Source organism: Aliiroseovarius sp. PTFE2010 (assembly GCF_049943335.1).
In the GTDB taxonomy this organism is placed as follows: domain Bacteria; phylum Pseudomonadota; class Alphaproteobacteria; order Rhodobacterales; family Rhodobacteraceae; genus JBNFVY01.
In genome coordinates this window covers 733,048-760,034 of the sequence record NZ_JBNFVY010000001.1, presented here as the reverse complement: position 1 = coordinate 760,034, position 26,987 = coordinate 733,048, and the positions used below count along the sequence as shown (strand labels likewise).

Below are 26,987 nucleotides of genomic sequence, written 5' to 3'. Positions count from 1 at the left end.
CGGCATGTCTATAAACCCGGACAATTTGCGCAACATGGGGACTCGCTGGCATGCCGAAAAGAACAGACATCTCTTCGATCATGATCATTGGGGCAGGCCCGATCATCATCGGCCAGGCCTGCGAGTTCGACTATTCCGGCGCGCAAGCATGCAAGGCGCTGCGCGAAGAAGGGTATCGCGTCATCCTGGTCAATTCGAACCCGGCCACCATCATGACCGACCCGGGCATGGCGGATGCGACATATATCGAGCCGATCACGCCCGAGATCGTGGCCAAGATCATCGCAAAGGAAAAGCCCGACGCACTGCTGCCAACCATGGGCGGGCAGACCGCTCTGAACACGGCGCTGGCCCTGGCCGATATGGGTGTGCTGGACGAACACGGGATCGAACTGATCGGCGCCAAGCGCGAAGCCATCGAGATGGCCGAAGACCGCAAACTGTTCCGCGAGGCCATGGACCGCCTGGGAATCGAAAACCCCAAGGCCACCATCGTGTCCAGCCCCAAGCGGGAAGACGGTAGTTTCGATATTCAAGCCGGTGTGTCCGAGGCGCTGGCGGCACTGGACGAGATCGGCCTGCCTGCGATCATCCGGCCCGCTTTCACGCTTGGTGGTACAGGCGGGGGCGTGGCATACAATCGGGACGATTACGAATTTTACTGCCGCAGCGGGCTCGAAGCGTCGCCCGTCAGCCAGATCCTGATCGACGAAAGCCTGTTGGGCTGGAAAGAATTCGAAATGGAGGTCGTCCGCGACAAGGCGGACAACGCGATCATCGTCTGTTCGATCGAAAACGTCGATCCTATGGGGGTACATACGGGCGACAGTATCACCGTGGCCCCGGCCCTGACGCTAACGGACAAGGAATACCAGTTGATGCGCACCCACAGCATCAACGTCCTGCGCGAGATCGGCGTTGAAACCGGTGGGTCGAACGTCCAGTGGGCGGTAAACCCCGAGGACGGGCGCATGGTGGTGATCGAGATGAACCCACGGGTGTCGCGGTCCTCGGCGCTGGCGTCGAAGGCCACGGGGTTTCCCATCGCCAAGATCGCGGCCAAACTGGCCGTCGGCTATACGCTGGACGAGCTGGACAATGACATCACCAAGGTCACACCTGCGTCCTTCGAGCCGACCATCGATTATGTCGTCACCAAGATCCCGCGCTTTGCCTTTGAAAAATTCCCCGGGTCAAAGCCCGAGCTGACAACGGCGATGAAATCCGTGGGCGAGGCGATGTCGATCGGCCGCACGTTCCACGAAAGCGTGCAGAAGGCTCTGACGTCGATGGAAACCGGGCTGACCGGGTTCGATGAGGTGGAAATAGAAGGCGCGCCAGAAAAGTCGGCCGTGATCAAGGCGCTGTCAAAGGCCACCCCGGACCGGATGCGGACCATCGCGCAGGCAATGCGCCATGGGCTGAGCGATGACGAAATCTTTGACGCCACCAAGTACGACCCCTGGTTCCTGGCCCGTATCCGCGAGATCGTCGAGATGGAAGACGTTGTGCGCAGGAACGGCCTTCCGATGTCCGAGGACGGGCTGCGCAAGCTCAAGATGATGGGGTTCACCGATGCGCGGCTGGCCAAGCTGACCGGCAGAGACGAAGCGAACGTGCGCCGCGCGCGGCGCAATCTGGGCGTCGATGCCGTATTCAAGCGGATCGACACATGTGCGGCCGAATTCGAAGCACAGACCCCTTACATGTATTCCACCTACGAGGCCCCCGCGATGGGCGACGTGGAATGCGAAGCGCGGCCGTCCGACCGCAAAAAGGTGGTCATTCTGGGCGGCGGGCCGAACCGGATCGGGCAAGGGATCGAATTTGACTATTGTTGCTGTCACGCCTGTTTCGCGCTGACCGAACAAGGCTATGAAACGATCATGGTCAACTGCAACCCCGAGACTGTCAGCACAGACTATGACACCTCGGACCGGCTGTATTTTGAACCGCTGACATTCGAACACGTCATGGAAATCCTGCGCGTTGAACAAGAGGCCGGTACGCTGCATGGCGTGATCGTGCAGTTCGGCGGGCAAACGCCGCTGAAACTTGCCAATGCGCTTGAAGCGGAAGGCATCCCGATCCTGGGCACCACGCCCGACGCGATCGACCTGGCCGAAGACCGCGAGCGGTTCCAGGATCTGGTCAATCGCCTGGACCTCAAGCAGCCCAAGAACGGCATCGCCCATTCAGACGCCGAGGCCATTGAAATCGCGGCGGATATTGGCTTTCCGCTGGTGATCCGGCCGTCCTACGTGCTGGGTGGCCGCGCAATGGAAATCGTGCGCGACATGGACGGGTTGAAACGCTACATCCGCGATGCCGTCGTGGTGTCGGGCGACAGCCCCGTGCTTTTGGACAGTTACCTGTCTGGTGCGATCGAAATCGACGTGGATGCCCTGAGCGACGGAACCGACGTTCATGTGGCCGGCATCATGCAACACATCGAAGAGGCGGGCGTGCACTCAGGCGACAGCGCCTGCTCTTTGCCGCCGTATTCGCTGGACGCCGACATCATAGACACCCTGCGCGAACAGACCCGTGCGCTGGCGCTGGCGCTGAACGTTGTGGGATTGATGAACGTGCAATACGCGGTCAAGGATAACGAGGTCTACTTGATCGAAGTGAACCCGCGCGCCTCGCGCACCGTGCCCTTTGTGGCCAAGGCCGTCCGCTCGCCGATCGCGTCGATCGCGGCGCGGGTCATGGCGGGCGAAAAGCTGTCCGAATTTGACCTGGTCGACCCGAACATCGACACGTTCGCGGTCAAGGAAGCGGTGCTGCCGTTTGCCCGTTTCCCCGGTGTCGACACGATATTGGGGCCGGAAATGCGTTCTACCGGCGAGGTGATGGGTGCGGACAAGACCTTTGAACGTGCCTTCCTGAAGGCCCAGTTGGGTGCAGGGACGGTTTTGCCCAGCAAGGGCAAGGTCTTTATGTCGATCAAGGACTACGACAAGACGGCCAAGATGGTTGATACTGCGCGCACCTTGGCCGATCTGGGGTTCAAGCTGATCACCACACGGGGGACCGGAGCGTTCCTGTCGGATAATGGCGTTGAAAGCACCGTGGTGAACAAGGTCTACGAAGGCCGCCCGAACATCGTCGATATGCTCAAGGATGGTGCCATCGCACTGGTTCTCAACACGACCGAGGGCACGCAAGCGGTTGAAGACAGCCGTGAAATCCGCTCGGTCGCGCTCTATGACAAAATCCCCTACTTCACGACGGCCGCCGCGGCCCATGCCGCAGCGCTGGCCATGAAATCGCGCAGTGAAGGCGAATTAGAGGTCATGGCCCTGCAGAGCGACGTGTCCTAGCCCACTTGTTCCCAGGCCACTTGAAAGAACGGCGTTTATCCGACGTCGTCTTTTGCTTGACTTATGGGCGGCGATACCCCATTTGCCACCCATCGACCGCCCAGAGCTGCCGCGTGAGCAGCCGCGCCGAAGCGCGCCCGGCGGCGATGATCGGGCGACAATGCCCACAGAGGTTCCCATTTTCACGCGAGGGGTCCGGCGGAATGACGGACAGCGCATGTGGCGCGGTTCGGAGACCTATTCCGCGACCAACCTGCAGCGCCCGCACCGGGCGCTCATTCGCGTGGGACGACCCCACGAAGGATTAATATGACTGATTTTTCCATGCTCGGCCTCAAGCCGCGCATCCTGACTACGCTTGAAGAGCTGGGCATCAACGCCCCTACCCCCATCCAGGCGCGCGCCATCCCCGAAGTGATGAATGGCCATGACGTGATGGGTCTGGCCCAGACCGGAACAGGCAAAACGCTGGCCTTTGGCTTGCCGCTCTTGCACCAGGCGATCGCCGCCGGTGAAAAGCCACAGCCGCGCAAGGTTCGCGCATTGGTGCTGGCCCCGACGCGCGAACTGGTGAACCAGATCGCCGACAACCTGTACCCCTTCACCAAGGGCACCCATCTGAAGGTGACCAAGGTGGTCGGCGGCGCGTCTATCAACGCGCAGGTCAAACGCCTTGAGCGCGGGGCTGATATCCTTGTTGCCACCCCCGGCCGCCTGATTGACCTGATCGAACGGCGCGCGGTCAGCCTGGACGAAACGACGTTCCTGGTTCTGGACGAAGCCGACCAGATGCTGGACATGGGCTTTATCCATGCGCTGCGCCAACTGGTGCCGATGCTGGCCGATGAACGCCAGACGATGCTGTTTTCGGCCACGATGAACAAACAGATGTCTGAAATCGCAGGGGCCTACCTGACCAACCCGGTGCGTATCGAAGTCAGCCCTCCGGGCAAGGCCGCCGACAAGGTGACACAAGAAGTGCATTTCGTGCCGCAAGCGGGCAAGACCGACAAGCTGGTCGAACATATCGCTGGCCACCGTCAAGAGATGTCACTTGTCTTTTGCCGCACCAAGCACGGCGCCGATCGGTTGACCAAAAACCTGGTCGCCGCCGGAATTGACGCCGCTGCGATCCACGGCAACAAGTCGCAAGGCCAGCGCGAACGCGCGCTCAAAGCCTTCCGCGACGGGAAAATCAACGTCCTGGTGGCCACGGATGTGGCTGCGCGGGGCATCGACATTCCCGGCGTGCAGTTCGTCTATAACTATGAACTGCCGAACGTACCGGAAAACTACGTGCACCGGATCGGTCGCACGGCACGCGCGGGTCGCGAAGGCCAGGCCGTAGCGTTGTGCGCCGCCAGCGAGTACGGCGAATTGAAAGCCATCGAAAAGGTGATGGGCATCAAGATCACCGTGGCTTCAGGCCGCCCGCCAGAAGGGGCCGAAATCGCAGATGCCCCGCGCAAAGGCGGTGGACGTCGTCGGTTCAACGGCGCCAAGTCCGGCGGTCACGGGAAACCAAACGGTCAACGCAAGCCGCAAGGCCAGTCGCAAGGCAAACCCGGCGGTGGCAAGCAACGCCGCCCTCGCCGCGCGAAGACCGCAGCCTAAGGCGTTTTAAACGTCAACGAGGCCCAGAGGCTCATCCAGACCGGGTCTTCGGGCGCGTGCGGTTCAAGCGGCAGCATTTTGACCGCATTGACCAGATATTCTGTATCGGGCGCGACCGTGATCACGGCGCGCCCGTTCGCATCTGTGCGGTAGGTTTCGACGGTGACCTTGCCGACGCTGCGTCCGAACACCTCGATTTGCGCGTCGGCGCGCGCAGCTTTGTCCAGGATCACCTGTACGGGGAAGCCATTCGTCAGATCGTCGATATAGGGATTCAACCCTGCAACAATTTCGGTGCGCAGGCCCACACGGCGGTCGGCACCTGCCCCGTCACCCACCGCGACCAACGCCTTGGCGTAACGACGGTAAAGTTCGACAAACCCGTCGTCGGGCAAGCCGCGGTCCTTGTGCTGTTGCAAGACCGCTGGGAACCCCTTGTGATTTGCAAAATTCCGGAACTTTTGGGGATCAGTGTAGCGCAGACGATGATCCGCGGTTTCGTGCACCACGATCCACAGCCCCGGTCTATCGACGCCCTGATTCAACGCGGGCCGGTCCCCAATTCGGGACGTGACCGGGACGGCGCGATCCCCTTGGACCAAATCGAACCGTGCGGTTTGCGGCGGCAGATAGGCAAAACTGGGGCCCTTGAAGTCTTCGCCGACGCGCAGCGCCGCCACGATCATCTTGTGTTGTGGTATCAGATACCGCTCAGGCGATATCCAGAATTCGTGGGCAGCGACGATCCGCGCGCTAAGTAGCAAAAATACGAGCGTGAAGGGGGGCAACTTGCGCATGGCGGGTCCTGCTATAACAATAAAAGATGTGGCCCGTGTGTTGGTCCTGTCAAGTATGCTGGCCTTTGCCCTGATTGCGGCGCCCAGCGCGCGCGCCCACGAGGTACGCCCGGCCGTAGCCGATATATCCGTCACTGCAGATCAGCTTGTGATCGAACTGGACCTGGCGTTGGAAACGCTGGTCGCGGGCATTGATTTGCGGGGCGTTGTCAATACCGATGCCGCGAACGGGGCCGCGCGGTACGATGCCTTGCGCGCCCAACCGCCTGAGGCGCTGCGCGATGCGTTGGTACAAGAGTTCCCGCGCATTGCATCCACACTGACGCTGATGGCGGGCCAGACTGAGCTGGCGCCACAACTGGTCGCGAGCATCATTCCCGATGGCATCGATAAGGATGTACCGCGCGACAGCCGAATAACCTTGCGCGCAGATTTGCCGGACGACGGGACCCCGGTTCGATTTGGCTGGGACGCACAAAACGGGCCGCTTATCGTACGGCAGGTTTCCGGCAGTCAGGAATATTCCGAGTATCTGACAAACGGCGCCATAAGCGCGCCCATGCCGCGTGACGGGATCGCCGCAAAACCCTGGCACCAGGTGTTTGCCCGCTATGTCGTTCTAGGTTTCGAACATATCATCCCGAAAGGGCTGGATCACATCCTGTTTGTGTTGGGGCTGTTTTTGTTTGCCGTCAGGCTGCGCCCGCTTCTTTACCAGGTCACGGCCTTTACCCTGGCGCACACCGCCACGCTGGCACTTGCGATCACCGGGATCGTCCGCGTCAACCCGGCAATCGTCGAGCCGCTGATCGCCGCATCAATCGTCTTTGTCGCTGTTGAAAACATTTTGTTCACCCGGATGACGCCGTGGCGCACCGCGAACGTGTTCACGTTCGGACTGTTGCATGGTCTGGGCTTTGCCAGCGTCCTGACCGAAATTGGTCTGGACAGCAGCAGCCTGGTCACCGGGTTGATCGGCTTCAATATCGGGGTTGAACTGGGCCAACTGGCCGTGATTCTGGCCGCCCTGTTGCTGGTCGGTTGGGCCGCACGAAAACCGTGGTATCGCACCTATATTTCGAACCCTGCTTCGGGTGCGATTGCCGTGGTCGGTGCGTGGTGGTTCGTGGAACGCGTGTTCCTATAAGCGCTCAGGTCGCCTCTTCTTCAAGGTGCAGCTTCATTGAAATCAGCACCTGTTGAAGCTCGGACGTTTCGCGCAAAAGGCGCTTGGCCTCGTTGATCGTGATGATCCCGTCTTCAATTGATTGGCTGTATTCGGCCATCAGCATCGCAAAACGCTGCGACAGCGCGACCACATCCGAATTCACACCGCCTTCGGTGGAATTCTTATGAGTCTTGTCATAGGACAGCGTGGTGCCGGACAATTCGGACAACGCAGCCGTGACGTGCGGGTAGCGGGCGACCTTTTCCAGCAGTGCCACGGCGTCGATCGGCATAAAGCGATCCGAATGATCATCCGAATCCGAATAATACCGCCCAAGCGTCGCCTTGGATTTGCCTGTCACCTCGCATGCAGCTTCCAGACCCACATCCTTGACCAGTGCTTCGGTATGCTTTTTCAGATAGCTGCCAATACCAGCCATAATAGCGCTCATCCCTTGTTTTCTTTCCGCGCCGTCAACTTCGACGGGGAAAATACCCGGTCCTTTCCCATTAATAGTAAAGCGAAAGTTTGTCATTCATAAAGTGCCACGCGATTTCGTGGCGTAGCGAGTGTCCGACGTCCCCAGCGTCGGTATTTTGTAGGGGTCTTGTTAAAAAGAGAGCGATGCCTCCAACCGCATCAATCGGGCTTTTGTGGCGCTTGAGAATGGTGTTCGGCTTCATCCCAAGGGCAGTTCCCGCCCTGCTGAACACATCAAATGGTCTGTCACGCCCCCCCTACCAATCGCGCTGCCACAGACCGCGCCATCGCGCCGGTTGATTTGGGACGCCCCAGCGGGATAGATCCCATCATGGCCAAGCTATATTTCAATTACTCGACCATGAACGCCGGCAAATCGACAATGCTTTTGCAGGCGGCCCACAATTACAACGAACGCGGGATGCAGACCTATCTGGTCACCGCGCAGTTGGATGATCGTGCGGGGCCGGGGCAGATCGCATCACGCATTGGTATTTCAGCGGCTGCCGACAAGTTTGCCCCGGACGAGGATTTGTTCGCGAAAATAAGCGCGCGGTTGGATCAGGCACCCGTGGCATGCGTATTTTTCGACGAAGCCCAATTCCTGAGCCATGATCAGGTCTGGCAATTGGCCCGCGTCGTGGATGATTTGGGGATACCGGTCATGTGTTATGGGTTGCGGTTGGATTTTCAGGGAAATCTGTTCCCGGGATCGGCTGCTCTTTTGGCCCTGGCTGATGAAATGCGCGAAGCAAGAACGATCTGTCATTGCGGCAAGAAGGCGACGATGGTTGTGCGCCAGGATGCAGACGGGAACGTCTTGACCGAAGGCGCGCAGGTCGAAATCGGCGGCAACGAGCGCTACGTGTCGCTCTGCCGGCGACATTGGCGTGAAGCTGTTGGCGACCGCACCATTCCGTCATGCTCTGCGCCATCCGATCAAGAAACCGGCACGCGTCGGCAGTGAAGGTTTTCCGCATGCCCGCCTCTGCCCAGACCCGATTTCCATAGATCGGCCCCATCCGGTGGTTGGCATTGAACCACCCGCGATCACAGTGCAGACACTACCAATTTGGCAGGCTTTTCGGGCGGGCTTGCGCCCTGCTGGCGCTCCTGGAGAAATGTAGAAACGTGGGGAATTCGGTGATCACAGGATCGGCGGCGTCACCAGGGCACGTTTTTGCCCGCCCAGTCAAAAAACTTGCCGGTATCCGACGCGCTCAGCCGGCCGATGACTGCCAATAGATTTTCTGCCGCCTCGTCCGGGGAAACCGCCGGATGCCGACCCTGGTATTTTTCGGTGAACGTCGTAGCCACGGTGCCGGGGTGCAGCGCCACCACGGCGGCCTGCGGATGCGTGCGGGCGATTTCGATAGATGCGGTACGCACGATCTGGTTCGCCGCAGCCTTGGCCGCACGATACCCGTACCATCCGCCCAGCCGATTGTCGCCGATGCTGCCGACACGGGCCGTCAGCGTGGCCCACACCGCCGGGCGATCCCGTGGCAGAAGCCGCAAGGCATGGCGCAATGCAAGCGCGGGGCCAATGGCGTTGATGGCAAACTGGTTCAACAGCGCCGGCGCTTCTATCGCATCCAGCGATTTTTCTGGCAGGGCACCGTCTATTTCAAGCGCACCCGTCGCCGTCACGACCAGATCGAAGGGCCCTTCCAATGCGCCCAAGATCTGCTGGGCCGCCCCCGGATCGGTCAAATCCAGCCCATCCGCGCTGCGCGACACACCGGTCACCGCAACGCCGCGCGCCGCAAGAGCCTCAGCAAGCGCCGATCCAATTCCACCTGACGCGCCGATGATCAAAGCTGTTTCCATACCCAGACTACGCGCCTGATGCGGTACAGGTTCACTGGCAGGGCGAAAAAAGGGGTTTCATGGCGCAAAATCCACGTTATAACCCTGCCTTATGACCACGCAGCCACATATCGCTCGGACGCGCATTTTGCGCAGCCCTGCCCTGCATGGTCTCCTTCTCCTTAGCAGCCTCTGAGCGTGCCCGCGGGCGCGACCGCTCGGAGGTGACCAGCGCCCGGAACCCACACGCTAAGGCATAAGAGAGATATTCCGATGACCGACACTACCAAACAGGACCGCGTCCTGATTTTCGACACCACCCTGCGCGACGGCGAACAATCACCCGGCGCTACGATGAGCCACAGCGAAAAACTGGAAATCGCCGAATTGCTCGACGACATGGGCGTCGATATCATCGAGGCCGGGTTTCCGATTGCGTCTGAAGGCGACTTTCAGGCCGTGTCCGAGATCGCCCAACGCTCGAAACGTTCCGTGATCTGCGGGCTGGCGCGTGCGCAGTTGCCCGATATCGACCGCGCATGGGAGGCCGTGAAACACGCTGAGCGGCCGCGCATTCACACGTTCATTGGAACCTCGCCGCTGCACCGTGCGATCCCGAATCTGACCATGGACGAAATGGCCAATCGCATTCACGAAACGGTCAGCCACGCCCGCAACCTGTGCGACAATGTGCAATGGTCGCCGATGGACGCGACACGGACCGAGCATGATTACCTGTGCCGTGTTGTGGAAATCGCGATCAAGGCGGGCGCCACAACGATCAACATTCCTGACACGGTGGGCTATACCGCCCCACGTGAAAGCGCAGACCTGATCCGCATGCTGATCGAAAAAGTACCCGGCGCGGACGACGTGGTGTTTTCGACCCACTGCCACAACGATCTGGGCATGGCGACGGCCAACAGCTTGGCCGCGGTAGAAGCGGGTGCGCGCCAGATCGAATGCACGATCAACGGCTTGGGCGAAAGGGCCGGCAACACAGCGCTGGAAGAAGTCGTCATGGCGCTCAAGGTGCGTCACGACATCATGCCCTATGACACCCGCATCGACACCACCAAAATCATGGGCATCTCGCGCCGTGTCAGCCAGGTGTCCGGGTTCCCGGTGCAGTTCAACAAGGCTATCGTCGGCAAGAACGCGTTCGCTCACGAAAGCGGCATCCACCAGGATGGGATGCTCAAGAACGCCGAAACGTTTGAGATCATGCGCCCCAAGGATGTGGGGCTGGCTGAGACATCTCTGGTACTGGGCAAGCATTCGGGCCGCGCCGCGCTGCGCGACAAGCTGAACCAATTGGGCTACGAATTGGGAGACAACCAGCTGAAGGACGTGTTCGTGCGGTTCAAGGCTCTGGCGGACCGCAAGAAGGAAGTCTACGAGGACGACCTGATCGCGTTGATGCGTGATGCTGCGGGCGACGAACAGAACGATCGCATTCAAGTGAAATCCCTGCGCGTGGTCTGCGGCACCGAAGGGCCGCAAACGGCAACGCTGACCATGGTGGTCGATGGGACAGAGAAGAGCGTCGAGACCACCGGCGACGGTCCAGTTGACGCGACATTCAAGGCGATCAAAGAGATTTTCCCGACGACGGCGCGCCTGCAGCTTTATCAGGTGCACGCGGTAACCGAAGGCACCGATGCGCAGGCCACCGTCTCCGTGAGGCTGGAAGAAGACGGGCGCATCGCGACCGGCCAGAGCAGCGATACAGACACGGTCGTCGCCAGCGCCAATGCCTATGTCAATGCACTGAACCGGCTGTTGGTGCGGCGCGAAAAATCGGCACCGGGTGACGATGTAAAAACCGTCAGCTATCGCGACGCCGGGCAGTAATGCGCGGGGGTCCGCCCTTTGGGGCGGGCCCTTAACGCCGGTGCACTGAAGGCACCGTATCACCCCGGATTTTGCACAAATCCCACCAATATGAATAGTTTTGACAGGGTTTGACGCGCCCGCGTTGCACTTTTCCGACATTTCGGTAGCGCACCCTGTTGCTGCGGCCGTGCAACGGCGCCGCCCCAATCCGGGGCACCCGTTTCTGGCCCCTTCCCCAAAACCCAGCATCGCCCTATAAGCGCCTCGAATGGGCAGTACAGATTCTGTGCGACAAGTTAGCTAGGAAAGCGAGAAACACATGGCGGGGCTGGGCGGTTTGTTTTCGTCAGACATGGCAATCGACTTGGGCACGGCGAACACGCTGGTCTACGTAAAGGGCAAGGGTGTTATCCTGAATGAACCCTCGGTGGTTGCCTATCACGTCAAAGATGGCAAAAAACAGGTTCTGGCTGTGGGCGAAGACGCCAAGCTGATGTTGGGTCGGACCCCCGGCAGTATCGAAGCCATACGCCCCATGCGCGAGGGGGTGATCGCCGATTTCGACACTGCCGAAGAGATGATCAAGCACTTCATCCGCAAAGTGCATAAGCGCACGACCTTTTCGAAACCCAAGATCATCGTCTGCGTGCCCCACGGCGCGACCCCGGTTGAAAAACGGGCGATCCGTCAGTCGGTTCTGTCGGCCGGCGCCCGCCGGGCCGGTCTGATCGCCGAGCCCATTGCCGCAGCTATCGGCGCAGGTATGCCGATTACCGATCCCACCGGCAACATGGTGGTCGATATCGGCGGCGGCACCACCGAAGTGGCCGTCTTGTCGCTTGGCGACATTGTATATGCGCGTTCGGTGCGGGTTGGCGGTGACCGGATGGACGAATCCATCATCAGTTACTTGCGACGCCAACAGAACCTGCTGATCGGCGAAAGCACCGCAGAACGGATCAAGACTTCGATCGGCACATCGCGGATGCCCGATGACGGGCGCGGGGCATCAATGCAGATCCGCGGGCGCGATCTGTTGAACGGCGTGCCCAAGGAAATCGAGATCAACCAGGCGCAGGTTGCCGAAGCACTGGCCGAACCTGTCCAGCAGATCTGCGAAGCTGTCATGACCGCACTGGAAGCCACTCCGCCGGATCTGGCCGCTGATATCGTGGACCGCGGCGTGATGCTGACCGGTGGGGGGGCCCTTTTGGGTGATCTGGACCTGGCGCTTCGCGAACAAACCGGCCTTGCGATCTCGGTCGCGGACGAGTCACTCAATTGTGTGGCGCTTGGGACTGGCAAAGCACTGGAGTATGAAAAGCAACTCCGGCATGTCATAGATTACGAAAGCTGATCCGCCCAAGGGCGGCGCAGCCCGGAGGCATATATGGCAGAACGGCACAGCAGCGACGATTTCGTTCGCCCGATCAGACGGATTCTGGTCGGCTTGTTGGTCCTGTTCCTGCTGGGCATGTTCGTTTTGTGGCGTATCGACAGCCCGCGCGTCGAGCGTTTCCGCGCCAATCTTGTCGATCGTTTCGTACCCAGTTTCGAATGGGCGCTGGTGCCCGTAACGAAACTGGCTGTCATGGTGCAGGGCTTTCAAAGCTATACCCAACTTTATGAACAAAACCAGGAGCTGCGGCGCGAACTGCGCCAGATGCAGGCCTGGAAAGAGGCCGCGTTGCAGCTGGAGCAGAAGAACGCCAAACTGCTCGATCTGAATAATGTCCGGCTGGATCCGAAATTGACCTATGTCACCGGCGTGGTTCTGGCCGACAATGGGTCGCCCTTTCGGCAATCGGTCTTGTTGAACGTAGGCTCGCGCGATGGAATCGTGGACGGCTGGGCGACGATGGACGGAATCGGCCTGGTCGGGCGCATTTCGGGTGTCGGGCAAAACACCAGCCGCGTCATCCTGCTGACAGACAGCAACAGCCATATTCCGGTGCAAATCCAGCCTTCGGGTCAACGGGCCATGTTGTCGGGCGACAACAGCGCCGCGCCGCCCTTGGAGTTCATCGAAAATCCCGAACTGGTCCGCCCCGGCGACCGCGTCGTCAGCTCTGGCGACGGGGGGCTGTTTCCGGCGGGGTTGCTTGTCGGTCAGGTTGCGCTCGGGCCGGATCGACGATTGCGCACGCGCCTTGCGGCTGACTATGAACGGTTGAACTTTCTGCGTGTGCTGCGCCGCCACACGGGTGAGTCAATCACCGATCCCGGAACCTTGGTTGTGCCGCCGCAACCCGCCACGACCGCCGAGATGCCGGATGGATGATTTTCTGCTGCCACGTCGCTGGGTTTACCGTCTGATGCTGGTGTTCATTTCGATGGTCATCGTTTTTGTCCACCTTTTGCCAATCAGCGTGGGAACGGGCGGATGGCCTGCACCAGACCTGGTTCTGGCCTTTGGCTATGCCTGGGTCCTGCGGCGCCCGGATTATGTCCCTGTGTTTTTGTTCGCGGCCATCATGTTGATGACCGACATGCTGTTCCTTCGCCCGCCGGGTTTATGGGCGGCGCTGGCCGTCATGGGGTTGGAGTTCCTACGCTCGCGCGAGCCCTTTCAACGTGACCTGCCCTTCCCCGTAGAGTGGGCAATGGTGGCAGCTGTGATGACCGGTTTGCTGGTCGCCAACCGTCTGATTCAAGCTATTTTCGTCGTGAACCAAGCCTCGCTGGGCTTGTCTGTCATGCAACTGATCGGCACAATCGTCACATATCCTTTGGTCGTTCTGATCTCGCAGAGCCTTTTGGGTGTCAGCAAGATCGCGCCGGGTGAATTGGATTCGACAGGGCACCGTGTATGAAGCGCAACAGCAAGGATACCGACCGATCGACGCGCCAGATTTCAAGACGTGCGTTGCTCTTGGGCGCCTCGCAGCTGGCGTTCATGGGGGGGCTCGCACTGCGCATGCGCTACCTTCAGGTCGATCAGGCCGACCAGTACCGTCTTTTGGCCGAAGAAAACCGCGTCAACATACGTCTTATCCCACCCGCGCGCGGACTGATCTATGATCGCAAAGGGCGTATCATTGGCGACAACGCGCAGAACTATCGCATCACGATGGTGCGCGAGGATGCCGGCGATTTCGAAACGACACTGGCCGCCGTGCGCAAGCTGGTCCCCATATCTGACGATGAAAACGAACGCATCTTGCGCGAATTGCGCAATCTGCCATCTTTCGTCCCTGTGACCATCGCCGATCGGCTCAGCTGGGAAGATGTCGCCGAAATCGCGGTCAACGCGCCCGCCCTGCCCGGCGTCACGCCCGAGGTCGGCTTGTCCCGGCATTACCCGTTCGAAGAAGATTTCGCCCACATCGTCGGCTACGTCGGCCCGGTGTCGGACTATGATCTATCCAAGATCGAAAACCCCGACCCGCTACTGCAAATTCCCAAATTCCAGATCGGCAAGGTCGGTGTCGAAGCCAAACTGGAAGCCGATCTGCGCGGCGCGGCGGGATCGCGCCGGATCGAGGTGAACGCGGTGGGCCGGGTCATGCGCGAGCTGGATCGCATACCGGGCACATCCGGTGCGGATATCCAGTTGACGATCGATGCGTCGCTCCAGAACTTTGTCCAACAGCGCATGGCCAACGAAAGCGCGGCCGCTGTTGTGATGAACCCACGCAATGGCGATCTTCTTGCGATGGGATCGACCCCCTCATTTGATCCCAACAAGTTCGTGCGCGGGATTTCCGTCGCCGATTATGCCGAGCTGACCGAAAACAAATACCGGCCACTGGCAAACAAATCAGTTCAGGGCACATATCCCCCCGGATCGACGTTCAAGATGATCACAGCCCTGGCCGCGCTGGATGCTGGTGTGGTTTCTACGGGCGAAACTGTGTACTGCCCCGGCCATACGACTGTCGCTGGGCGCCGGTTCCACTGCTGGAAACGGGCGGGCCACGGCTGGGTCGATCTGAACGGAAGCCTGAAACACAGCTGCGATGTGTATTACTACGAAATGGCACAGCGCGTTGGAATCGAACGCATCAGCGCCATGGCGCGCAAATTCGGACTTGGCGAAAAATTCGATATCCCGATGTCCGCTGTAGCCTCGGGGCTGGCGCCGACCAAGGAATGGAAGCAGGTCCGGCGTGGGCAGGACTGGCTGATTGGCGACAGCCTGAATGCCTCGATCGGACAAGGGTTTGTGCTGGCCTCTCCGTTGCAGTTGGCGGTCATGGCGGCGCGTCTCGCCAGCGGGACCGCTGTCGTTCCACGTTTGGTCCGCTCGGTTGATGGCGTTGAACAACCGGTTCCCGAGGCCCCGCCGCTGGACATCGACGAAAACCACCTGCGCGCCGTTCGCCGGGCCATGTACGCCGTGTCCAATGACAGGCGCGGCACGGCCTACAGATCACATATCGCCGAAGACCGGTTTCGGATGGCCGGCAAGACCGGCACCAGCCAGGTCCGTTCGGTCATTGTCAACAACAAGGAAGTGCCATGGGAGCAACGCGATCACGGGCTTTTCGTGGCCTTCGCCCCATTTGACACCCCCGACGTCGCTTGCTCGGTGGTCATCGAGCACGGCGGCGGCGGCTCGTCTGCGGCTGCGCCCGTGGCGCGGGACATTGTCCTGCAGGCGCTTTACGATGGGCTGCCCCCATTGTCGGCCTATCCTGCCAGCCAGCGCGGCACCATCGAAGCGCGGCAAAAAGACCTGAACCTGCGCAACTTCGATCAGGCGGGCAAAGTGCAGGACCGCGCATGAGTTATCTTGAATATAACGTCCAGACCATTCCCAGCGGCCCGCGCAAGATCCTGCATTTCAATTGGGCGCTGCTGGTGCTGATCACGGCTGTCGCCGCAGTTGGGTTCATCATGCTATATTCGGTCGCGGGCGGCAGCATGGATCGATGGGCCGAGCCACAAATGAAACGGTTCGGCATCGGCGTGGCGATGATGTTCATCATCGCCATGATTCCGATCTGGTTCTGGCGCAACATGGCCGCGCTCGGGTACCTTGTGTCGGTCGTCTTGCTGTTGGCGGTAGAGTTTTTCGGGACAGTGGGGATGGGCGCGCAGCGCTGGATCGACATCGGGTTCATGCAGCTTCAGCCGTCCGAACTGATGAAGATTACCTTGGTCATGATGCTGGCCGCCTATTACGACTGGCTGGATGTCAACAAGGTGTCACGACCGCTTTGGGTTATCTTGCCGATCATCGTCATCGCGATTCCAACTCTTCTTGTTTTGCGTCAACCCGATCTGGGCACTGCGATCCTGCTGGTCACGGGCGGGGGCATCGTGATGTTCCTTGCCGGCGTCAGCTGGCTGTATTTCGGTGCGGTCATGGCGATGGGCGTGGGTGTGGTCACGGCGGTGTTCGCCTCGCGCGGGACGCCGTGGCAGCTCTTGAAAGACTACCAGTATCGCCGGATCGACACGTTTCTTGACCCTTCGTCTGACCCTCTCGGGGCGGGGTATCACATCACTCAGTCAAAGATTGCCCTGGGATCGGGAGGCTGGACCGGGCGTGGGTTCATGCAAGGCACCCAGAGCCGCCTGAACTTCCTTCCCGAAAAACACACAGACTTCATTTTCACCACGCTGGCCGAAGAGTTCGGGTTCGTCGGTGGAATATCGCTGCTGGTCCTGTACGCGCTGATCCTGGCATTTTGCATCGCATCGGCCATTTCGAACCGCGATCGGTTCGGCAGCCTGCTGACGATCGGAATTTCGACCACGTTCTTTTTGTTCTTTGCCGTGAACATGTCGATGGTGATGGGCATGGCACCTGTTGTCGGTGTGCCGCTGCCGTTGGTCAGTTGGGGCGGATCAGCCATGTTGATCCTGATGATCGGCTTTGGGCTTGTGCAGTCGGCGCACGTTCACCGCCCGCGTGCCAAGTCATGACGTTAACCGTTCTTTTCGCTGGAACCGATGACAATTGGCAGACGTATCGTGACCAATTGCCGATTGCGCTTGCCGGGGCCGGGCTTGACGCGGCGGTCTTGCGCGACGCCACCCCCGAAACGGTTGATTACATCGTCTATTCGCCCAAATCCGGGCTGACCGATTTTACGCCTTTCACCCAGACGAAAGCGGTCCTCAGCCTCTGGGCCGGGGTTGAAACGATCATCGACAACAACAGCCTGACCCAGCCTCTGGCCCGCATGGTCGACGAAGGGCTTGCGTTGGGAATGCGTGATTGGGTTTGCGGGCACGTGCTGCGTCACCATCTGGGGATGGACGCGCAGATTGTGAACCCGCACCATCTTTGGCGCCCCCAGGCCCCGCCGCTGGCCCGTCAGCGACGTGTCGGAATACTCGGGCTGGGTGCACTTGGCCAAACATGCGCCATTGCTTTGGCCGGGCTGGGGTTTGACGTTGCGGGCTGGGCGCGTTCCGCCAAAAGCCTGAACGGGATCGCCTGCTACGATGGGCAGGACGGTTTGCGACAAATTTTGGAACGCTCCGAGATCCTTGTATTGCTGCTACCGCACACGGCCGAAACGGAAATCACGCTGAATTGCGACACATTTCCGCTTCTTCCGGATGGGGCGGTTGTCATTAACCCGGGACGCGGGGCGCTTATCGACGACGATGCGTTGCTGGCCGCGCTCGAGCGCAACGTGGCGCATGCGACGCTGGATACGTTCCGCATCGAACCTTTGCCGCACGACCATCCGTTCTGGCGCCACCAGCGCATCACGGTCACGCCCCATATCGCATCGGAAACCCGGCCGGAAACTGCGTCAGCCTTCATCGCCGAAAATATCCGGCGCGCCGAAGCCGGTGCGCCCTTGCTTGGCCTGGTTGACCGTCGCGCTGGTTACTAACGCAGACGCGGCGGTTTGTCGGGGTCGGTCCCCGGCGCGGCGGGGCCGTCAGGGACTTGGGGTTTGGGCAGATCGAAACGCAGTGCGACCTTGGCCAGTTGGGCGCAGATTGGATGCGACGGCGCAAAGAACCCCACGTCCAGCTCGCCCGCATCGATGGCCGAAAAGGTCAGCGCTTCACCCACCAGCGCAGCAAGGCTGTCTTCGGCCCCCGGCACCACATCGACAAACCCCAGCAGATGCCCTGTCCGCCCGCCTTCATAGGTTACGCCGGACAGGTAGGCCATTCGCGCCAAGCCACCCGCCATGGCCAGCTTCGCATCCAAAGACGGCAAAAGCGCTTCGGGCAGGTTCGCAGGCGGGTGCAGTTCCTGCGGCTTGGCTTCGATTTCGGCCGGGGTGTTGCCCAGGGTGCGGGTCAACCAGTCCAGAGTTTCCGCGGGGATCAGCGTTTCGGATGGCGCGTTGAAATTCAGACCCAGCCCCACAGATTGCCCCGCCATCATACCTGCCAAAGCCCGGCCCGACATCGCGACATAGGCAACCTCGCCCGCGAAGTCAGCCAAACGTTCTTCGCGGTCAAACGCCAGTGCCACGGCCCCACCTTCGACCTGAAACAACCGGGGGCTGATCTGGTCGCCCACGGGCGCAGAATCCAGCAATAAAAAAAGTTCGGCATCTGCCAGACGTTCGTGAAACCGCAACCGGGCGGCATCATCGTCGGGTGCGGCGCACATCGCGGCATAGGCGGCGTCAATCGGTGTTTGGGTCACGTCACAGTACCTCGGCAATTCGGGCGCGCAGCGCAGGTAAAAGGTCTTGCGCGAACCACGGGTGTTTCTTCAGCCATCCGGTATTGCGCCACGACGGATGTGGCAAGGGGAAGCGCGCCGGCGCATGGTCGCGCCATGCAGCGACAGTGTCGGTGACGCGACCCGCGCCCAGATGCCACTTTTGCGCATACCCCCCAATCAACAGCGTGGTTTGGACATTCGGCAAGCTCTCGAGAACGCGGCTGCGCCAGGTTGCCGCGCAAATCGGCGGCGGCGGCAGATCGGACCCCTTGGCGTTGTAGCCTGGAAAGCAGAACGCCATCGGTACGATCGCAATGCGCGCACGGTCGTAGAACGCCGCGCGATCGACACCCATCCAGCTTCGCAACCTCTCGCCCGAGGCGTCGTTGAACGGCACCCCTGTTTCGTGCACCCGCAGCCCCGGCGCCTGCCCTACGATCAGCAGCCTGGCACGCGAATCGAACCATGGAACTGGGCGTGGGGTGTGGCCCGTAGCAGTGGCGGCAAACCGCGTTGCGCACAGGCGGCAGGCCGAAATGTCATCGATCAGGGCGGTCATGATGTTCAATATAGGCGGACGGGGCGAAAATGGCACCTTGCTTTATTTCGTTATTTCTAGAACAATAGAATAATGAACATGAAGCACGATGACTGTCTAACACTGGCGCAGGCCGCGTCGACCTTTTCGGCCCTCGGATCCGAGCAGCGCCTGCATGTCTTGCGCGTTCTTGTCCGGGCCGGTCCGAGTGGGCTGACGATTGGCGAACTCGGACGGCGCAGCGGTGTCACTGGATCGACCTTGACGCACCACATGAAACTTTTGTCAGCGGCGGGGCTGGTACGGCAGGAACGCCAAGGCCGCTCCATCATCTGCGCAGCCGCAGCCTATGAGGAAATGCAAGGTCTGGTCGACTTCTTGCTTTCCGAATGCTGCGCCGATTGCGCGGCGCCCCAACAGGGATATGACAATGACTGACCTCACACGTTCCCCGCCCCGTTTTCAGCGTATGTGGAAAGGTACGGACAAAGCGATTTTGTCGCTGGCTCTGATCTTGATGGCCGTCGCGATCCTGGACCTGCCCGCCTTTGGCCCAACGGTACGCGACATGCTGGCAAACCTGGCCGCGACCGCTCCGTTCATCGGCGTTGCTGTGATCGCGGTGGGGTTCGTCAAAGCTTCGGGCGCCGAAGCACTGCTCGCCCGTGCGTTTGAAGGGCGCGAGGTGCGAATGATCATTCTGGCAGCCGTCATTGGGGGGATATCCCCCTTCTGCTCGTGCCAGGTGATCCCGTTTATCGCGGCGCTTCTGGCGGTGGGCGCGCCGCTGTCGGCGGTCATGGCGTTCTGGCTGGCCTCGCCTTTGATGGATCCGGCCATGTTCCTGATCACGACCTCGGGATTGGGGCTGGATTTTGCCATAGCCAAGACGATCGCTGCCGTGACCATCGGGGTTGCCGGCGGGTTTATCACGTCTGGTCTGGCCAAGAACGCCTTCGCAGACCCGCTGAAACCACGCGCCGCGCCGTCGGCCTGCGCGACCGCGCGGTTCGGCAAGGCGCCGCAGTGGCGCTTTTGGACCGATGCAGACCGAACGGCAACATTCCGGGCAACGGTTTGGGAACAAGTGTTTTTCTTGGGTAAATGGCTGGCTCTTGCCTATGCGTTGGAGGCATTGATGATCCGCTACGTGCCCGCGGAATGGATCGGGCAGCTGCTGGGCGGTGACGGTCTGGGACCGGTCCTGCTGGGCGCGCTGGTCGGGGCGCCAGCCTATCTGAACGGCTATGCTGCCGTACCGCTGGTGTCCGGCATGATCGACCAGGGCATGGCGCCGGGCGCCGGTATGTCTTTCATGATCGCTGGCGGAATGACCTGCATTCCCGCCGCCATTGCCGTCTGGGCACTGGTCAAACCCCGCGTCTTTGCCGCCTATGTGGGCTTTGCCATCGCTGGCGCCATGGCTTCGGGGCTTGTTTGGCAAGCTATCACCTGAGCGTCCGCGCAAACGCTTGGCCTTGGGGACCCTGTAGGTCGCCAGCCATTCCGTTGGGGGCGTAGGAATCCGGTCAAACTGTTGCGTGTTCTGAAACAAAGCCCCCGTAACTGGGGCCGAATCCGCAATACTGTTGCCATTCAAGCGCCAGAATTTGTCCGATTTCGCCCAATTTTCCACCGCAAATTTGGGATTCGTTGTAATATGGCCATGGCAAAAGCCATAATGCCGCCAAAATAGGGGTATAAAACACCCGTTAACCAAAATGCGTCTAGAACGCTGAGCACACACGGCAGGCACCGGAGCAGGTAAATGCTCGAATTTGATTTAGTCTCCAAGTCCTTCTGGACAGGCACACAGCGCAAGGTCATCCTGGATCAGGCGTCGTTTCGCGTGGAACTGGGGAATTCGGTCGGTATCCTGGCCCCCAACGGCACCGGAAAGACGACGATCATCAACATGATGGCCGGGCTGGAAAAGCCAGACGAAGGGGAAATCCATCGCGGGTGCCGGATTTCGTTCCCGCTTGGGTTCATGGGGGGGCTGGTCTCCAAGCATACAGCGCGTGAAAACGTGCGCTACATTGCACGGCTCTATGCGCTCGACCCCGATTACGTCGAGGCTTTCTGTCGCTGGCTGGTCAATATCGGCGAATATTTCGACATGCCCGTCGGCACCTATTCGGCAGGGATGCGCGCACGCCTGAATTTCTCACTACTATTGGCACTGGATTTCGATATTTACCTGATCGACGAGGGCATGCCATCGACTGCGGATGTAGAATTCAACAAAAAGGCGGGAACGATCCTGCGCGAACGGCTGGAACGGGCAACGATCGTGATCGTGTCGCACCAAGCCTCAACGCTGGAAAAATTCTGCCGTTCAGCGGCGGTCTTGCGGGACGGCAAGCTGCACATGTTCGACACTTTGGAAGAGGCGAAAGTGCTGTATGACTACGAAACCCAAAGCTAAGAAGTTTCGCATACGGCGCACCACGCCGCTTGTCGAAAACGCCGGTCGATCTGTTCAAGACGCGGATACGCAATTTGAAGATGTGCCCAATGTGGCATCTTCGCGACCTGCGAAACCAGCGCGCCCCGCACGCGGGATGCCCGAAGCCGACACGCTGTTTGATAATGACGACGACGGGTTTGGCGCGATGGCCCCTGCCGCCACGAAACCCGCCGTTGAGAAGGTTGATCGTGAGTCGGGGATGAGCGTCGATCAGGAAATCGACGCCATTCGCAAAGAAGGGCTGACCGGCCGCCAGTTGCGCATGGCCCGGCGGGTGGCCCAGAAACACGGCATTGCCCCAACATCTGACTTTGACGCGGTCCGCCTGCTGCGCAAACAAGGGGTCGACCCGTTCAGCCGCGCCACCATGCTGGAACTTGTGCAGCCAGCTGGCGGAGCGCCGTCCGGGCAAGCCGGCCTGCCGCAGACCGTTTCCAAACCCAAACTGCCGGCGACCCCGGTCAACTATGACCCTGCAACGCGCGAAGCTGAAATCGGCCGCATCCAGCGCGACATCGTCAAGCGGCGACGCCGCAAAATGGGATTTTTGGGCGCCCGCCTGGGCGTGTTCGTCCTGCTGCCAACACTATTTGCCGGTTACTATTTCTATTTCGTCGCGACGCCGATGTACGCGACGCAGTCTGAATTCGTGATTCAACAGGCCGAGCCCGCCTCGGCAGGCGGAATGGGCGGGCTGTTTTCCGGAACCGGGTTTGCCACGTCACAGGATTCAATCGCGGTACAAAGCTATCTAGAGAGCCGCGACGCCATGTTGCGTCTCAACGAGGACCATGGCTTCAAGGCGCATTTTTCCGCAAAATCCATCGACCCGATCCAACGGTTGACTGAAGATGCCTCGAACGAAGCGGCCTACAAGCTTTTCCAAGACAACGTCACCATTGGGTATGATCCGACCGAAGGTATCATCAAGATGGAGGTGGTTGCCGCCGACCCTGAAATATCCGCACAGTTCAATCGGGCGCTGATCACCTATGCCGAAGAACGCGTGGATAAATTGACCCAGAGATTGCGCGAAGACCAGATGCAAGGCGCGCGCGAGAGTTTCGATGAAGCCGAAGCCAAGATGATCGCCGCCCAAGAGCGCGTATTGGAGCTTCAGGAACAACTCGGGGTGCTTGATCCTGTGTCCGAAAGCACCGCGCTGATGGCGCAGATCGGCAACTTCGAAACCCAGCTTCAGGAAAAGAAACTGCAGTTGGACCAACTGCTCGACAACGCGCGCCCCAACCAAGCGCGCGTCGATGGTGTTCGCGGGGACATCGGGCGCCTGGAAAACGTGATCGAAAGCCTGCGCAGCCAACTGACTCAGGGAGGGACGGGAAATTCATTGGCTAGGACCACCAGTCAGTTGCGCGTCGCCGAAGTTGATCTGCAGACGCGCCAGATGATGATGCAGCAGGCGCTCCAGCAGCTGGAATCCGCCCGCAGCGAAGCCAACCGCCAGGTGCGCTACCTGTCCGAAGGCGTAAGCCCCGTTGCCCCGGACGAACCGACATATCCGCGCAAGTTCGAAAACACTGTCCTGACCTTCCTGATCTTTTCGGGAATCTACTTGATGGTGTCGTTGACAGCGTCGGTCCTGCGTGAACAAGTATCGGCATGATGAAAACAGTATCGATCGGCGACCTGATCACAGGCAACGACCGCCCGCTCACAATTCTTGCTGGCCCCTGCCAATTGGAAAGCACCGACCACGCCCTGATGATCGCAGGAACCTTGAAAGAGGCCTGCGAAGCCCACGGCGCGCAGTTCGTGTTCAAAGGATCCTTCGACAAGGCAAATCGAACATCTTTGAACGGACAACGCGGCCTTGGTATCGACGAAGGGCTAAAGGTCATGCAGGCGGTCAAAGACCAGCTTGGCGTGCCCACACTGACCGATATTCACAATATCGAGCAATGCCAGACAGCCGCGCAGGTCGTCGACATCATCCAAGTTCCCGCGTTTTTGTGCCGCCAGACCGATCTGCTGCTGGCCGCCGGCGAAACCGGCGCGGTCGTGAACATAAAAAAGGGACAGTTTCTGGCCCCGTGGGACATGGCCAATGTGGTCAAAAAGGTCGAAAGCACGGGCAATACCCGCATCCTGCTGACTGAGCGCGGCGTCAGTTTCGGATACAACACGCTGGTCGCCGACATGCGATCCCTGCCCGAGATGATGAAGACGGGCTACCCGGTCGTCATGGATGCCACCCACTCGGTGCAACAACCGGGCGGACAGGGGGGCAGCTCGGGCGGCCAACGCGAATTTGCACCTGTGATGGCGCGTGCGGCTGTTTCTCTGGGGATCGCCAGCGTCTTTGTCGAAACCCACGAAGACCCCGACAACGCACCGTCTGATGGTCCGAACATGATCCCGCTGGATCAGATGGCGAAACTTATCGACACTCTTATGGCCTTTGATCGATTGGCCAAGACTGACCCCATTCGTATATAAACTGTTCAAGGACGAAACATGACGATCAAGACGCCCGCGCCGAAATCCACTCCCAACACGTGGGAATTCCTGCGCGACCCTATGATCGCCCCCACTGGATTTCGCGAATATGACGCGCGGTGGAAATACCCCGATGACGTTAACTTGCCGGGCATCACCGCCCTTGGTCTGGGGATCGGAACCCAGATGCACAAACACGGCTTGAAGCCGGTGATGTGCGTTGGAAACGACTATCGCGACTATTCGCTGACCATCAAGAATGCGCTGATCATCGGCCTTATGCAAGCGGGTGTCCACGTCAAGGATATCGGCCCCTGCATTACGCCAATGTGCTATTTCAGCGCGTTCCACCTGGATACGCCCGCCGTTGCCATGGTCACCGCCTCACACAACCCGAACGGCTGGACCGGCGTCAAGATGGGCTTTGACATGCCCCTGACCCACGGTCCGGATGAAATGGCCGAACTCAAGGACATCGTGCTGAACGGCCGGGGCGAGCCCCGCGGAGGCGGTTTTTACGAATTCGTAGACGGCGTCTGGGACGCCTACCTGGACGATCTGGTGGGCGACTTCAAAATGACACGCAAGCTCAAGGTGGTCTGCGCAACCGGCAATGGCACCGCTGCTGCCTATGGCCCTGCGCTGTTCGAACGTCTGGGCGTTGAGGTTGTGGAAAGCCACAATACGCTCGACTACACCTTCCCCAATTACAACCCCAACCCAGAAGCCATGGAAATGCTCCATGACATGGCAGAAAGCGTCAGAGCCAGCGGCGCCGATTTTGCACTGGGGTTCGATGGCGATGGCGACCGCTGCGGCGTTGTCGACGACGAAGCCGAAGAGATCTTCGCCGACAAGGTGGGTGTCATCATGGCGCGCGACCTATCCAAACTCTACCCGGGCAGCACCTTTGTCGCCGACGTAAAATCGACCGGCCTGTTCGCCAGCGACCCAGAGTTGAAGAAACTCGGCGCCAAAGCGGATTACTGGAAAACCGGTCACAGCCACATGAAACGCCGGGTGCACGAACTGGGTGCACTTGCGGGATTTGAAAAGTCTGGCCACTACTTTCTGGCAGGCGACGTTGGGCGTGGCTATGACGACGGCATGCGCGTCGCGGTCGAAATCTGCAAGTTGATGGATCGCAACCCGGACATGAAAATGTCCGACCTGCGCAAGGCTCTGCCCACCACTTATTCCACCCCCACCATGTCGCCATACTGCGCCGACGAGGAGAAATACGAGGTGCTGGAACGGCTGGTCGAAAAATTGGTAACCAAGAAAGAGGCGGGTGAAAAATTCGCGGGCCGCGACATCGCCGAGGTGGTCACCGTGAACGGCGCCCGTGTGATCTTGGACAACGGATCGTGGGGGCTGGTGCGCGCTTCGTCGAACACCCCGAACCTGGTGGTCGTCTGCGAAAGTGGCGAAAGCGACGCTGAAATGCGCGCCATTTTCAAGGAAATCGACGACGTGATCCGCATCGAACCCTCGGTCGGGGACTACGACCAAACCATCTGAACATTGATCACGGCGGCGCGCAGGCTATCCTTTGGAAAACTGTAAGGGTTCCCTATGCGTCGCCTGTTCTCCCTCCTGATCGTCCTTGCTCTTGCTGTCCCGCTCTGGGCTGTTCCGCTCTGGGCCCAGGACGGCGCGATCACGACCGATAGCGTCACCTCGGACGATGCTGCAATCGCAACGCGTATTCGCGACATAAAATCCGAATTGACTGGCTATGATGATGTAACCGTGACGGTGAATTCCGGCATCGTCACCCTGCGCGGAGAAACACTCAACGCAGCCTCTGCCACGCGCATCGAAGATCTGGCTGCCCGGGTCGACGGCGTCGTCGCGGTCAGGAACGAACTCAGCGAAACCACCGATGTCACCGAGCGACTGGTTCCCGCAGTTGATCGGATATCTGACCGGGTCGAAAAAGCTATCGCGTTTCTTCCGTTGATGGCCATTTCATTGGCCATCGGTGTCGCGGTTTCCGCCGTGGGGTTCGCGCTCGCGCGGTTGCAACTACCTTGGAACCACTTGGCGCCGAATGCCTTTATTGCGGATATTTTTCGCGTGGCGATCCGAATTACCGGCGTCATTACCGGTATCGTGTTAGCGCTTGATCTGTTGGGGGCGACGGCCTTGCTGTCCACTTTTCTTGGCGCGGCCGGGATCATCGGTTTGGCGCTGTCCTTTGCCGTCAGGGACACAGTCGAAAACTTCATTGCATCGATCATGCTATCGATCCGTCAGCCGTTCCAGCCGAACGACACTGTGGAAATCGAAGGCGACACGGGTAAAGTTGTGCGCCTGACCAGCCGCGCCACCGTGTTGATGAGCTTTGACGGCAACCAAATCCGCATCCCCAACAGCACAGTCTTCAAGGCGCGGATCGTGAACTATACGCGCAACCCTGAACGCCGATTTACCTTTGCCGTTGGGCTGTCCTATCAGGCCGACTTGGCCGAGGCGCGGCGCATCGCCAAGGCTACCCTAACGGATCTGCCCTTTACGCTGCGCGCGCCTGCCCCTGCCGCGTGGATCGAAGATATGGGCGACTTTTCCGTGACGATGACCTGCGCCGCCTGGATCGACCAATCCGACGCTGATTTTGCCTCTGCCCGGTCCGAAGCCATGCGCATGGTCAAACTGGCCATTGAAAATGCGCACATGGCCGCGCCTGAACCCACCTATCGCATCATCACGCAAGCAGAACCGCCAGCCCCGTCCGCACAGCGTCCTGTGCCCCCCAATATGACAGAGGTCGAGCGCGAAGAGGATACCGCGCTCGAATCCATCGTCGACGCCGAACGGTTGGACGCAGACGCCACAGATCTTCTCAGCGAAACTGCCGTCCAGGAATGAATCGCGGTTTTACCCGCATTTTCCAGG

General features: G+C 60.0%; 23 protein-coding genes. 18 read left to right on the top strand and 5 right to left on the bottom strand.

Translation table 11 applies throughout. From position 1 onward, the window contains the following. Nucleotides 1-50 precede the first annotated feature (50 nt). Nucleotides 51-3,326 carry a carbamoyl-phosphate synthase large subunit gene (gene carB / locus ACP2AV_RS03680; RefSeq protein ID WP_426371295.1) on the top strand — a complete coding sequence of 1,092 codons (3,276 nt, stop codon included), beginning with the start codon at nt 51-53 and terminating at the stop codon, nt 3,324-3,326. Between the two features lie 309 nt (nt 3,327-3,635). Next, nucleotides 3,636-4,940, top strand: coding sequence for a DEAD/DEAH box helicase (locus ACP2AV_RS03675; RefSeq protein WP_426371294.1), 1,305 nt, complete (start codon nt 3,636-3,638; stop codon nt 4,938-4,940). Here ACP2AV_RS03675 and ACP2AV_RS03670 read toward each other — a convergent pair. Continuing rightward, the gene (locus tag ACP2AV_RS03670; protein ID WP_426371293.1) at nt 4,937-5,737 is read right to left on the bottom strand and encodes a DUF4198 domain-containing protein; all 801 of its coding nucleotides are present in this window, start codon (nt 5,735-5,737) and stop codon (nt 4,937-4,939) included. The genes ACP2AV_RS03675 and ACP2AV_RS03670 overlap by 4 nt on opposite strands. A gap of 28 nt (nt 5,738-5,765) precedes the next feature. Here ACP2AV_RS03670 and ACP2AV_RS03665 point away from each other — a divergent pair, with 28 nt between their 5' ends. Next, entirely contained in the window at nt 5,766-6,884 is a 1,119-nt protein-coding gene (locus ACP2AV_RS03665; RefSeq protein WP_426371292.1) for a HupE/UreJ family protein, read from the top strand. A 4-nt stretch (nt 6,885-6,888) separates the two neighbouring features. On the opposite strand, the gene ACP2AV_RS03660 is transcribed toward ACP2AV_RS03665, so the two are convergent. After that, nucleotides 6,889-7,344, bottom strand: a complete 456-nt coding sequence (locus ACP2AV_RS03660) for a hypothetical protein (protein ID WP_426371361.1) — start codon at nt 7,342-7,344, stop codon at nt 6,889-6,891. 372 nt (nt 7,345-7,716) lie between these two features. Here ACP2AV_RS03660 and ACP2AV_RS03655 point away from each other — a divergent pair, with 372 nt between their 5' ends. Then, nucleotides 7,717-8,352 (top strand): thymidine kinase, encoded by a 636-nt coding sequence (locus ACP2AV_RS03655; RefSeq protein WP_426371291.1) that lies wholly within the window; start codon nt 7,717-7,719, stop codon nt 8,350-8,352. Between the two features lie 197 nt (nt 8,353-8,549). Here the strand turns inward: ACP2AV_RS03655 and ACP2AV_RS03650 are convergent, their stop codons facing one another. Beyond that, entirely contained in the window at nt 8,550-9,215 is a 666-nt protein-coding gene (locus ACP2AV_RS03650) for an SDR family NAD(P)-dependent oxidoreductase (protein WP_426371290.1), read from the bottom strand. A gap of 252 nt (nt 9,216-9,467) precedes the next feature. Between ACP2AV_RS03650 and ACP2AV_RS03645 the strand changes: the two genes are divergently transcribed. The 7 genes from ACP2AV_RS03645 to ACP2AV_RS03615 all read left to right on the top strand — a co-directional run bounded on the left by ACP2AV_RS03645 (nt 9,468) and on the right by ACP2AV_RS03615 (nt 17,830). Beyond that, entirely contained in the window at nt 9,468-11,048 is a 1,581-nt protein-coding gene (locus ACP2AV_RS03645) for a 2-isopropylmalate synthase (RefSeq protein ID WP_426371289.1), read from the top strand. Nucleotides 11,049-11,349: 301 nt separating this feature from the next. Continuing rightward, nucleotides 11,350-12,387, top strand: coding sequence for a rod shape-determining protein (locus ACP2AV_RS03640; RefSeq protein WP_426371288.1), 1,038 nt, complete (start codon nt 11,350-11,352; stop codon nt 12,385-12,387). A 33-nt stretch (nt 12,388-12,420) separates the two neighbouring features. After that, the gene (gene mreC, locus ACP2AV_RS03635; protein ID WP_426371287.1) at nt 12,421-13,311 is read left to right on the top strand and encodes a rod shape-determining protein MreC; all 891 of its coding nucleotides are present in this window, start codon (nt 12,421-12,423) and stop codon (nt 13,309-13,311) included. Next, nucleotides 13,304-13,843: a rod shape-determining protein MreD gene (locus ACP2AV_RS03630; protein ID WP_426371286.1), complete on the top strand. Its 540-nt coding sequence runs from the start codon at nt 13,304-13,306 to the stop codon at nt 13,841-13,843. Before mreC ends, ACP2AV_RS03630 begins: the two co-directional genes overlap by 8 nt. Then, entirely contained in the window at nt 13,840-15,759 is a 1,920-nt protein-coding gene (gene mrdA, locus ACP2AV_RS03625) for a penicillin-binding protein 2 (protein WP_426371285.1), read from the top strand. Before ACP2AV_RS03630 ends, mrdA begins: the two co-directional genes overlap by 4 nt. Beyond that, nucleotides 15,756-16,904, top strand: a complete 1,149-nt coding sequence (rodA, locus tag ACP2AV_RS03620; protein WP_426371284.1) for a rod shape-determining protein RodA — start codon at nt 15,756-15,758, stop codon at nt 16,902-16,904. Before mrdA ends, rodA begins: the two co-directional genes overlap by 4 nt. After that, nucleotides 16,901-17,830: a 2-hydroxyacid dehydrogenase gene (locus ACP2AV_RS03615; RefSeq protein ID WP_426371283.1), complete on the top strand. Its 930-nt coding sequence runs from the start codon at nt 16,901-16,903 to the stop codon at nt 17,828-17,830. The genes rodA and ACP2AV_RS03615 overlap by 4 nt, the downstream gene beginning before the upstream one ends. Here ACP2AV_RS03615 and ACP2AV_RS03610 read toward each other — a convergent pair. Both ACP2AV_RS03610 and ACP2AV_RS03605 read right to left on the bottom strand, forming a co-directional pair. Further along, nucleotides 17,827-18,603, bottom strand: coding sequence for an SseB family protein (locus ACP2AV_RS03610; RefSeq protein WP_426371282.1), 777 nt, complete (start codon nt 18,601-18,603; stop codon nt 17,827-17,829). The two genes, ACP2AV_RS03615 and ACP2AV_RS03610, sit on opposite strands and share 4 nt — an antisense overlap. Nucleotide 18,604: 1 nt before the next feature. After that, a complete protein-coding gene (locus ACP2AV_RS03605) occupies nt 18,605-19,183 on the bottom strand; it encodes a uracil-DNA glycosylase family protein (protein WP_426371281.1) in 579 nt (192 codons plus the stop codon). 72 nt (nt 19,184-19,255) lie between these two features. Between ACP2AV_RS03605 and ACP2AV_RS03600 the strand changes: the two genes are divergently transcribed. The 7 genes from ACP2AV_RS03600 to ACP2AV_RS03570 all read left to right on the top strand — a co-directional run bounded on the left by ACP2AV_RS03600 (nt 19,256) and on the right by ACP2AV_RS03570 (nt 26,960). Next, nucleotides 19,256-19,600: an ArsR/SmtB family transcription factor gene (locus tag ACP2AV_RS03600; protein WP_426371280.1), complete on the top strand. Its 345-nt coding sequence runs from the start codon at nt 19,256-19,258 to the stop codon at nt 19,598-19,600. Then, nucleotides 19,593-20,618 (top strand): permease, encoded by a 1,026-nt coding sequence (locus ACP2AV_RS03595; RefSeq protein ID WP_426371279.1) that lies wholly within the window; start codon nt 19,593-19,595, stop codon nt 20,616-20,618. Before ACP2AV_RS03600 ends, ACP2AV_RS03595 begins: the two co-directional genes overlap by 8 nt. Nucleotides 20,619-20,930: 312 nt before the next feature. Continuing rightward, nucleotides 20,931-21,590 carry an ABC transporter ATP-binding protein gene (locus tag ACP2AV_RS03590; RefSeq protein ID WP_426371278.1) on the top strand — a complete coding sequence of 220 codons (660 nt, stop codon included), beginning with the start codon at nt 20,931-20,933 and terminating at the stop codon, nt 21,588-21,590. 136 nt (nt 21,591-21,726) lie between these two features. After that, nucleotides 21,727-23,256 carry a capsule biosynthesis protein gene (locus ACP2AV_RS03585; RefSeq protein ID WP_426371277.1) on the top strand — a complete coding sequence of 510 codons (1,530 nt, stop codon included), beginning with the start codon at nt 21,727-21,729 and terminating at the stop codon, nt 23,254-23,256. Then, a complete protein-coding gene (gene kdsA, locus ACP2AV_RS03580; protein WP_426371360.1) occupies nt 23,256-24,089 on the top strand; it encodes a 3-deoxy-8-phosphooctulonate synthase in 834 nt (277 codons plus the stop codon). The genes ACP2AV_RS03585 and kdsA overlap by 1 nt, the downstream gene beginning before the upstream one ends. Before the next feature lie 18 nt (nt 24,090-24,107). Next, entirely contained in the window at nt 24,108-25,610 is a 1,503-nt protein-coding gene (locus tag ACP2AV_RS03575) for a phosphomannomutase/phosphoglucomutase (RefSeq protein WP_426371276.1), read from the top strand. Nucleotides 25,611-25,664: 54 nt separating this feature from the next. Then, nucleotides 25,665-26,960 carry a mechanosensitive ion channel domain-containing protein gene (locus tag ACP2AV_RS03570; protein ID WP_426371275.1) on the top strand — a complete coding sequence of 432 codons (1,296 nt, stop codon included), beginning with the start codon at nt 25,665-25,667 and terminating at the stop codon, nt 26,958-26,960. Nucleotides 26,961-26,987: the final 27 nt, after the last annotated feature.

What these genes read in the sequence shown, in the direction of transcription:
- carB (WP_426371295.1), top strand. Translation starts at nt 51, where the DNA reads ATGCCGAAAAGAACAGACATCTCTTCGATCATGATCATTGGGGCAGGC.
- ACP2AV_RS03675 (WP_426371294.1), top strand. Translation starts at nt 3,636, where the DNA reads ATGACTGATTTTTCCATGCTCGGCCTCAAGCCGCGCATCCTGACTACG.
- ACP2AV_RS03670 (WP_426371293.1), bottom strand. Translation starts at nt 5,737, where the DNA reads ATGCGCAAGTTGCCCCCCTTCACGCTCGTATTTTTGCTACTTAGCGCG.
- ACP2AV_RS03660 (WP_426371361.1), bottom strand. Translation starts at nt 7,344, where the DNA reads ATGGCTGGTATTGGCAGCTATCTGAAAAAGCATACCGAAGCACTGGTC.
- ACP2AV_RS03655 (WP_426371291.1), top strand. Translation starts at nt 7,717, where the DNA reads ATGGCCAAGCTATATTTCAATTACTCGACCATGAACGCCGGCAAATCG.
- ACP2AV_RS03650 (WP_426371290.1), bottom strand. Translation starts at nt 9,215, where the DNA reads ATGGAAACAGCTTTGATCATCGGCGCGTCAGGTGGAATTGGATCGGCG.
- ACP2AV_RS03645 (WP_426371289.1), top strand. Translation starts at nt 9,468, where the DNA reads ATGACCGACACTACCAAACAGGACCGCGTCCTGATTTTCGACACCACC.
- ACP2AV_RS03640 (WP_426371288.1), top strand. Translation starts at nt 11,350, where the DNA reads ATGGCGGGGCTGGGCGGTTTGTTTTCGTCAGACATGGCAATCGACTTG.
- mreC (WP_426371287.1), top strand. Translation starts at nt 12,421, where the DNA reads ATGGCAGAACGGCACAGCAGCGACGATTTCGTTCGCCCGATCAGACGG.
- ACP2AV_RS03630 (WP_426371286.1), top strand. Translation starts at nt 13,304, where the DNA reads ATGGATGATTTTCTGCTGCCACGTCGCTGGGTTTACCGTCTGATGCTG.
- mrdA (WP_426371285.1), top strand. Translation starts at nt 13,840, where the DNA reads ATGAAGCGCAACAGCAAGGATACCGACCGATCGACGCGCCAGATTTCA.
- rodA (WP_426371284.1), top strand. Translation starts at nt 15,756, where the DNA reads ATGAGTTATCTTGAATATAACGTCCAGACCATTCCCAGCGGCCCGCGC.
- ACP2AV_RS03615 (WP_426371283.1), top strand. Translation starts at nt 16,901, where the DNA reads ATGACGTTAACCGTTCTTTTCGCTGGAACCGATGACAATTGGCAGACG.
- ACP2AV_RS03605 (WP_426371281.1), bottom strand. Translation starts at nt 19,183, where the DNA reads ATGACCGCCCTGATCGATGACATTTCGGCCTGCCGCCTGTGCGCAACG.
- ACP2AV_RS03600 (WP_426371280.1), top strand. Translation starts at nt 19,256, where the DNA reads ATGAACATGAAGCACGATGACTGTCTAACACTGGCGCAGGCCGCGTCG.
- ACP2AV_RS03595 (WP_426371279.1), top strand. Translation starts at nt 19,593, where the DNA reads ATGACTGACCTCACACGTTCCCCGCCCCGTTTTCAGCGTATGTGGAAA.
- ACP2AV_RS03590 (WP_426371278.1), top strand. Translation starts at nt 20,931, where the DNA reads ATGCTCGAATTTGATTTAGTCTCCAAGTCCTTCTGGACAGGCACACAG.
- ACP2AV_RS03585 (WP_426371277.1), top strand. Translation starts at nt 21,727, where the DNA reads ATGCCCGAAGCCGACACGCTGTTTGATAATGACGACGACGGGTTTGGC.
- kdsA (WP_426371360.1), top strand. Translation starts at nt 23,256, where the DNA reads ATGAAAACAGTATCGATCGGCGACCTGATCACAGGCAACGACCGCCCG.
- ACP2AV_RS03575 (WP_426371276.1), top strand. Translation starts at nt 24,108, where the DNA reads ATGACGATCAAGACGCCCGCGCCGAAATCCACTCCCAACACGTGGGAA.
- ACP2AV_RS03570 (WP_426371275.1), top strand. Translation starts at nt 25,665, where the DNA reads ATGCGTCGCCTGTTCTCCCTCCTGATCGTCCTTGCTCTTGCTGTCCCG.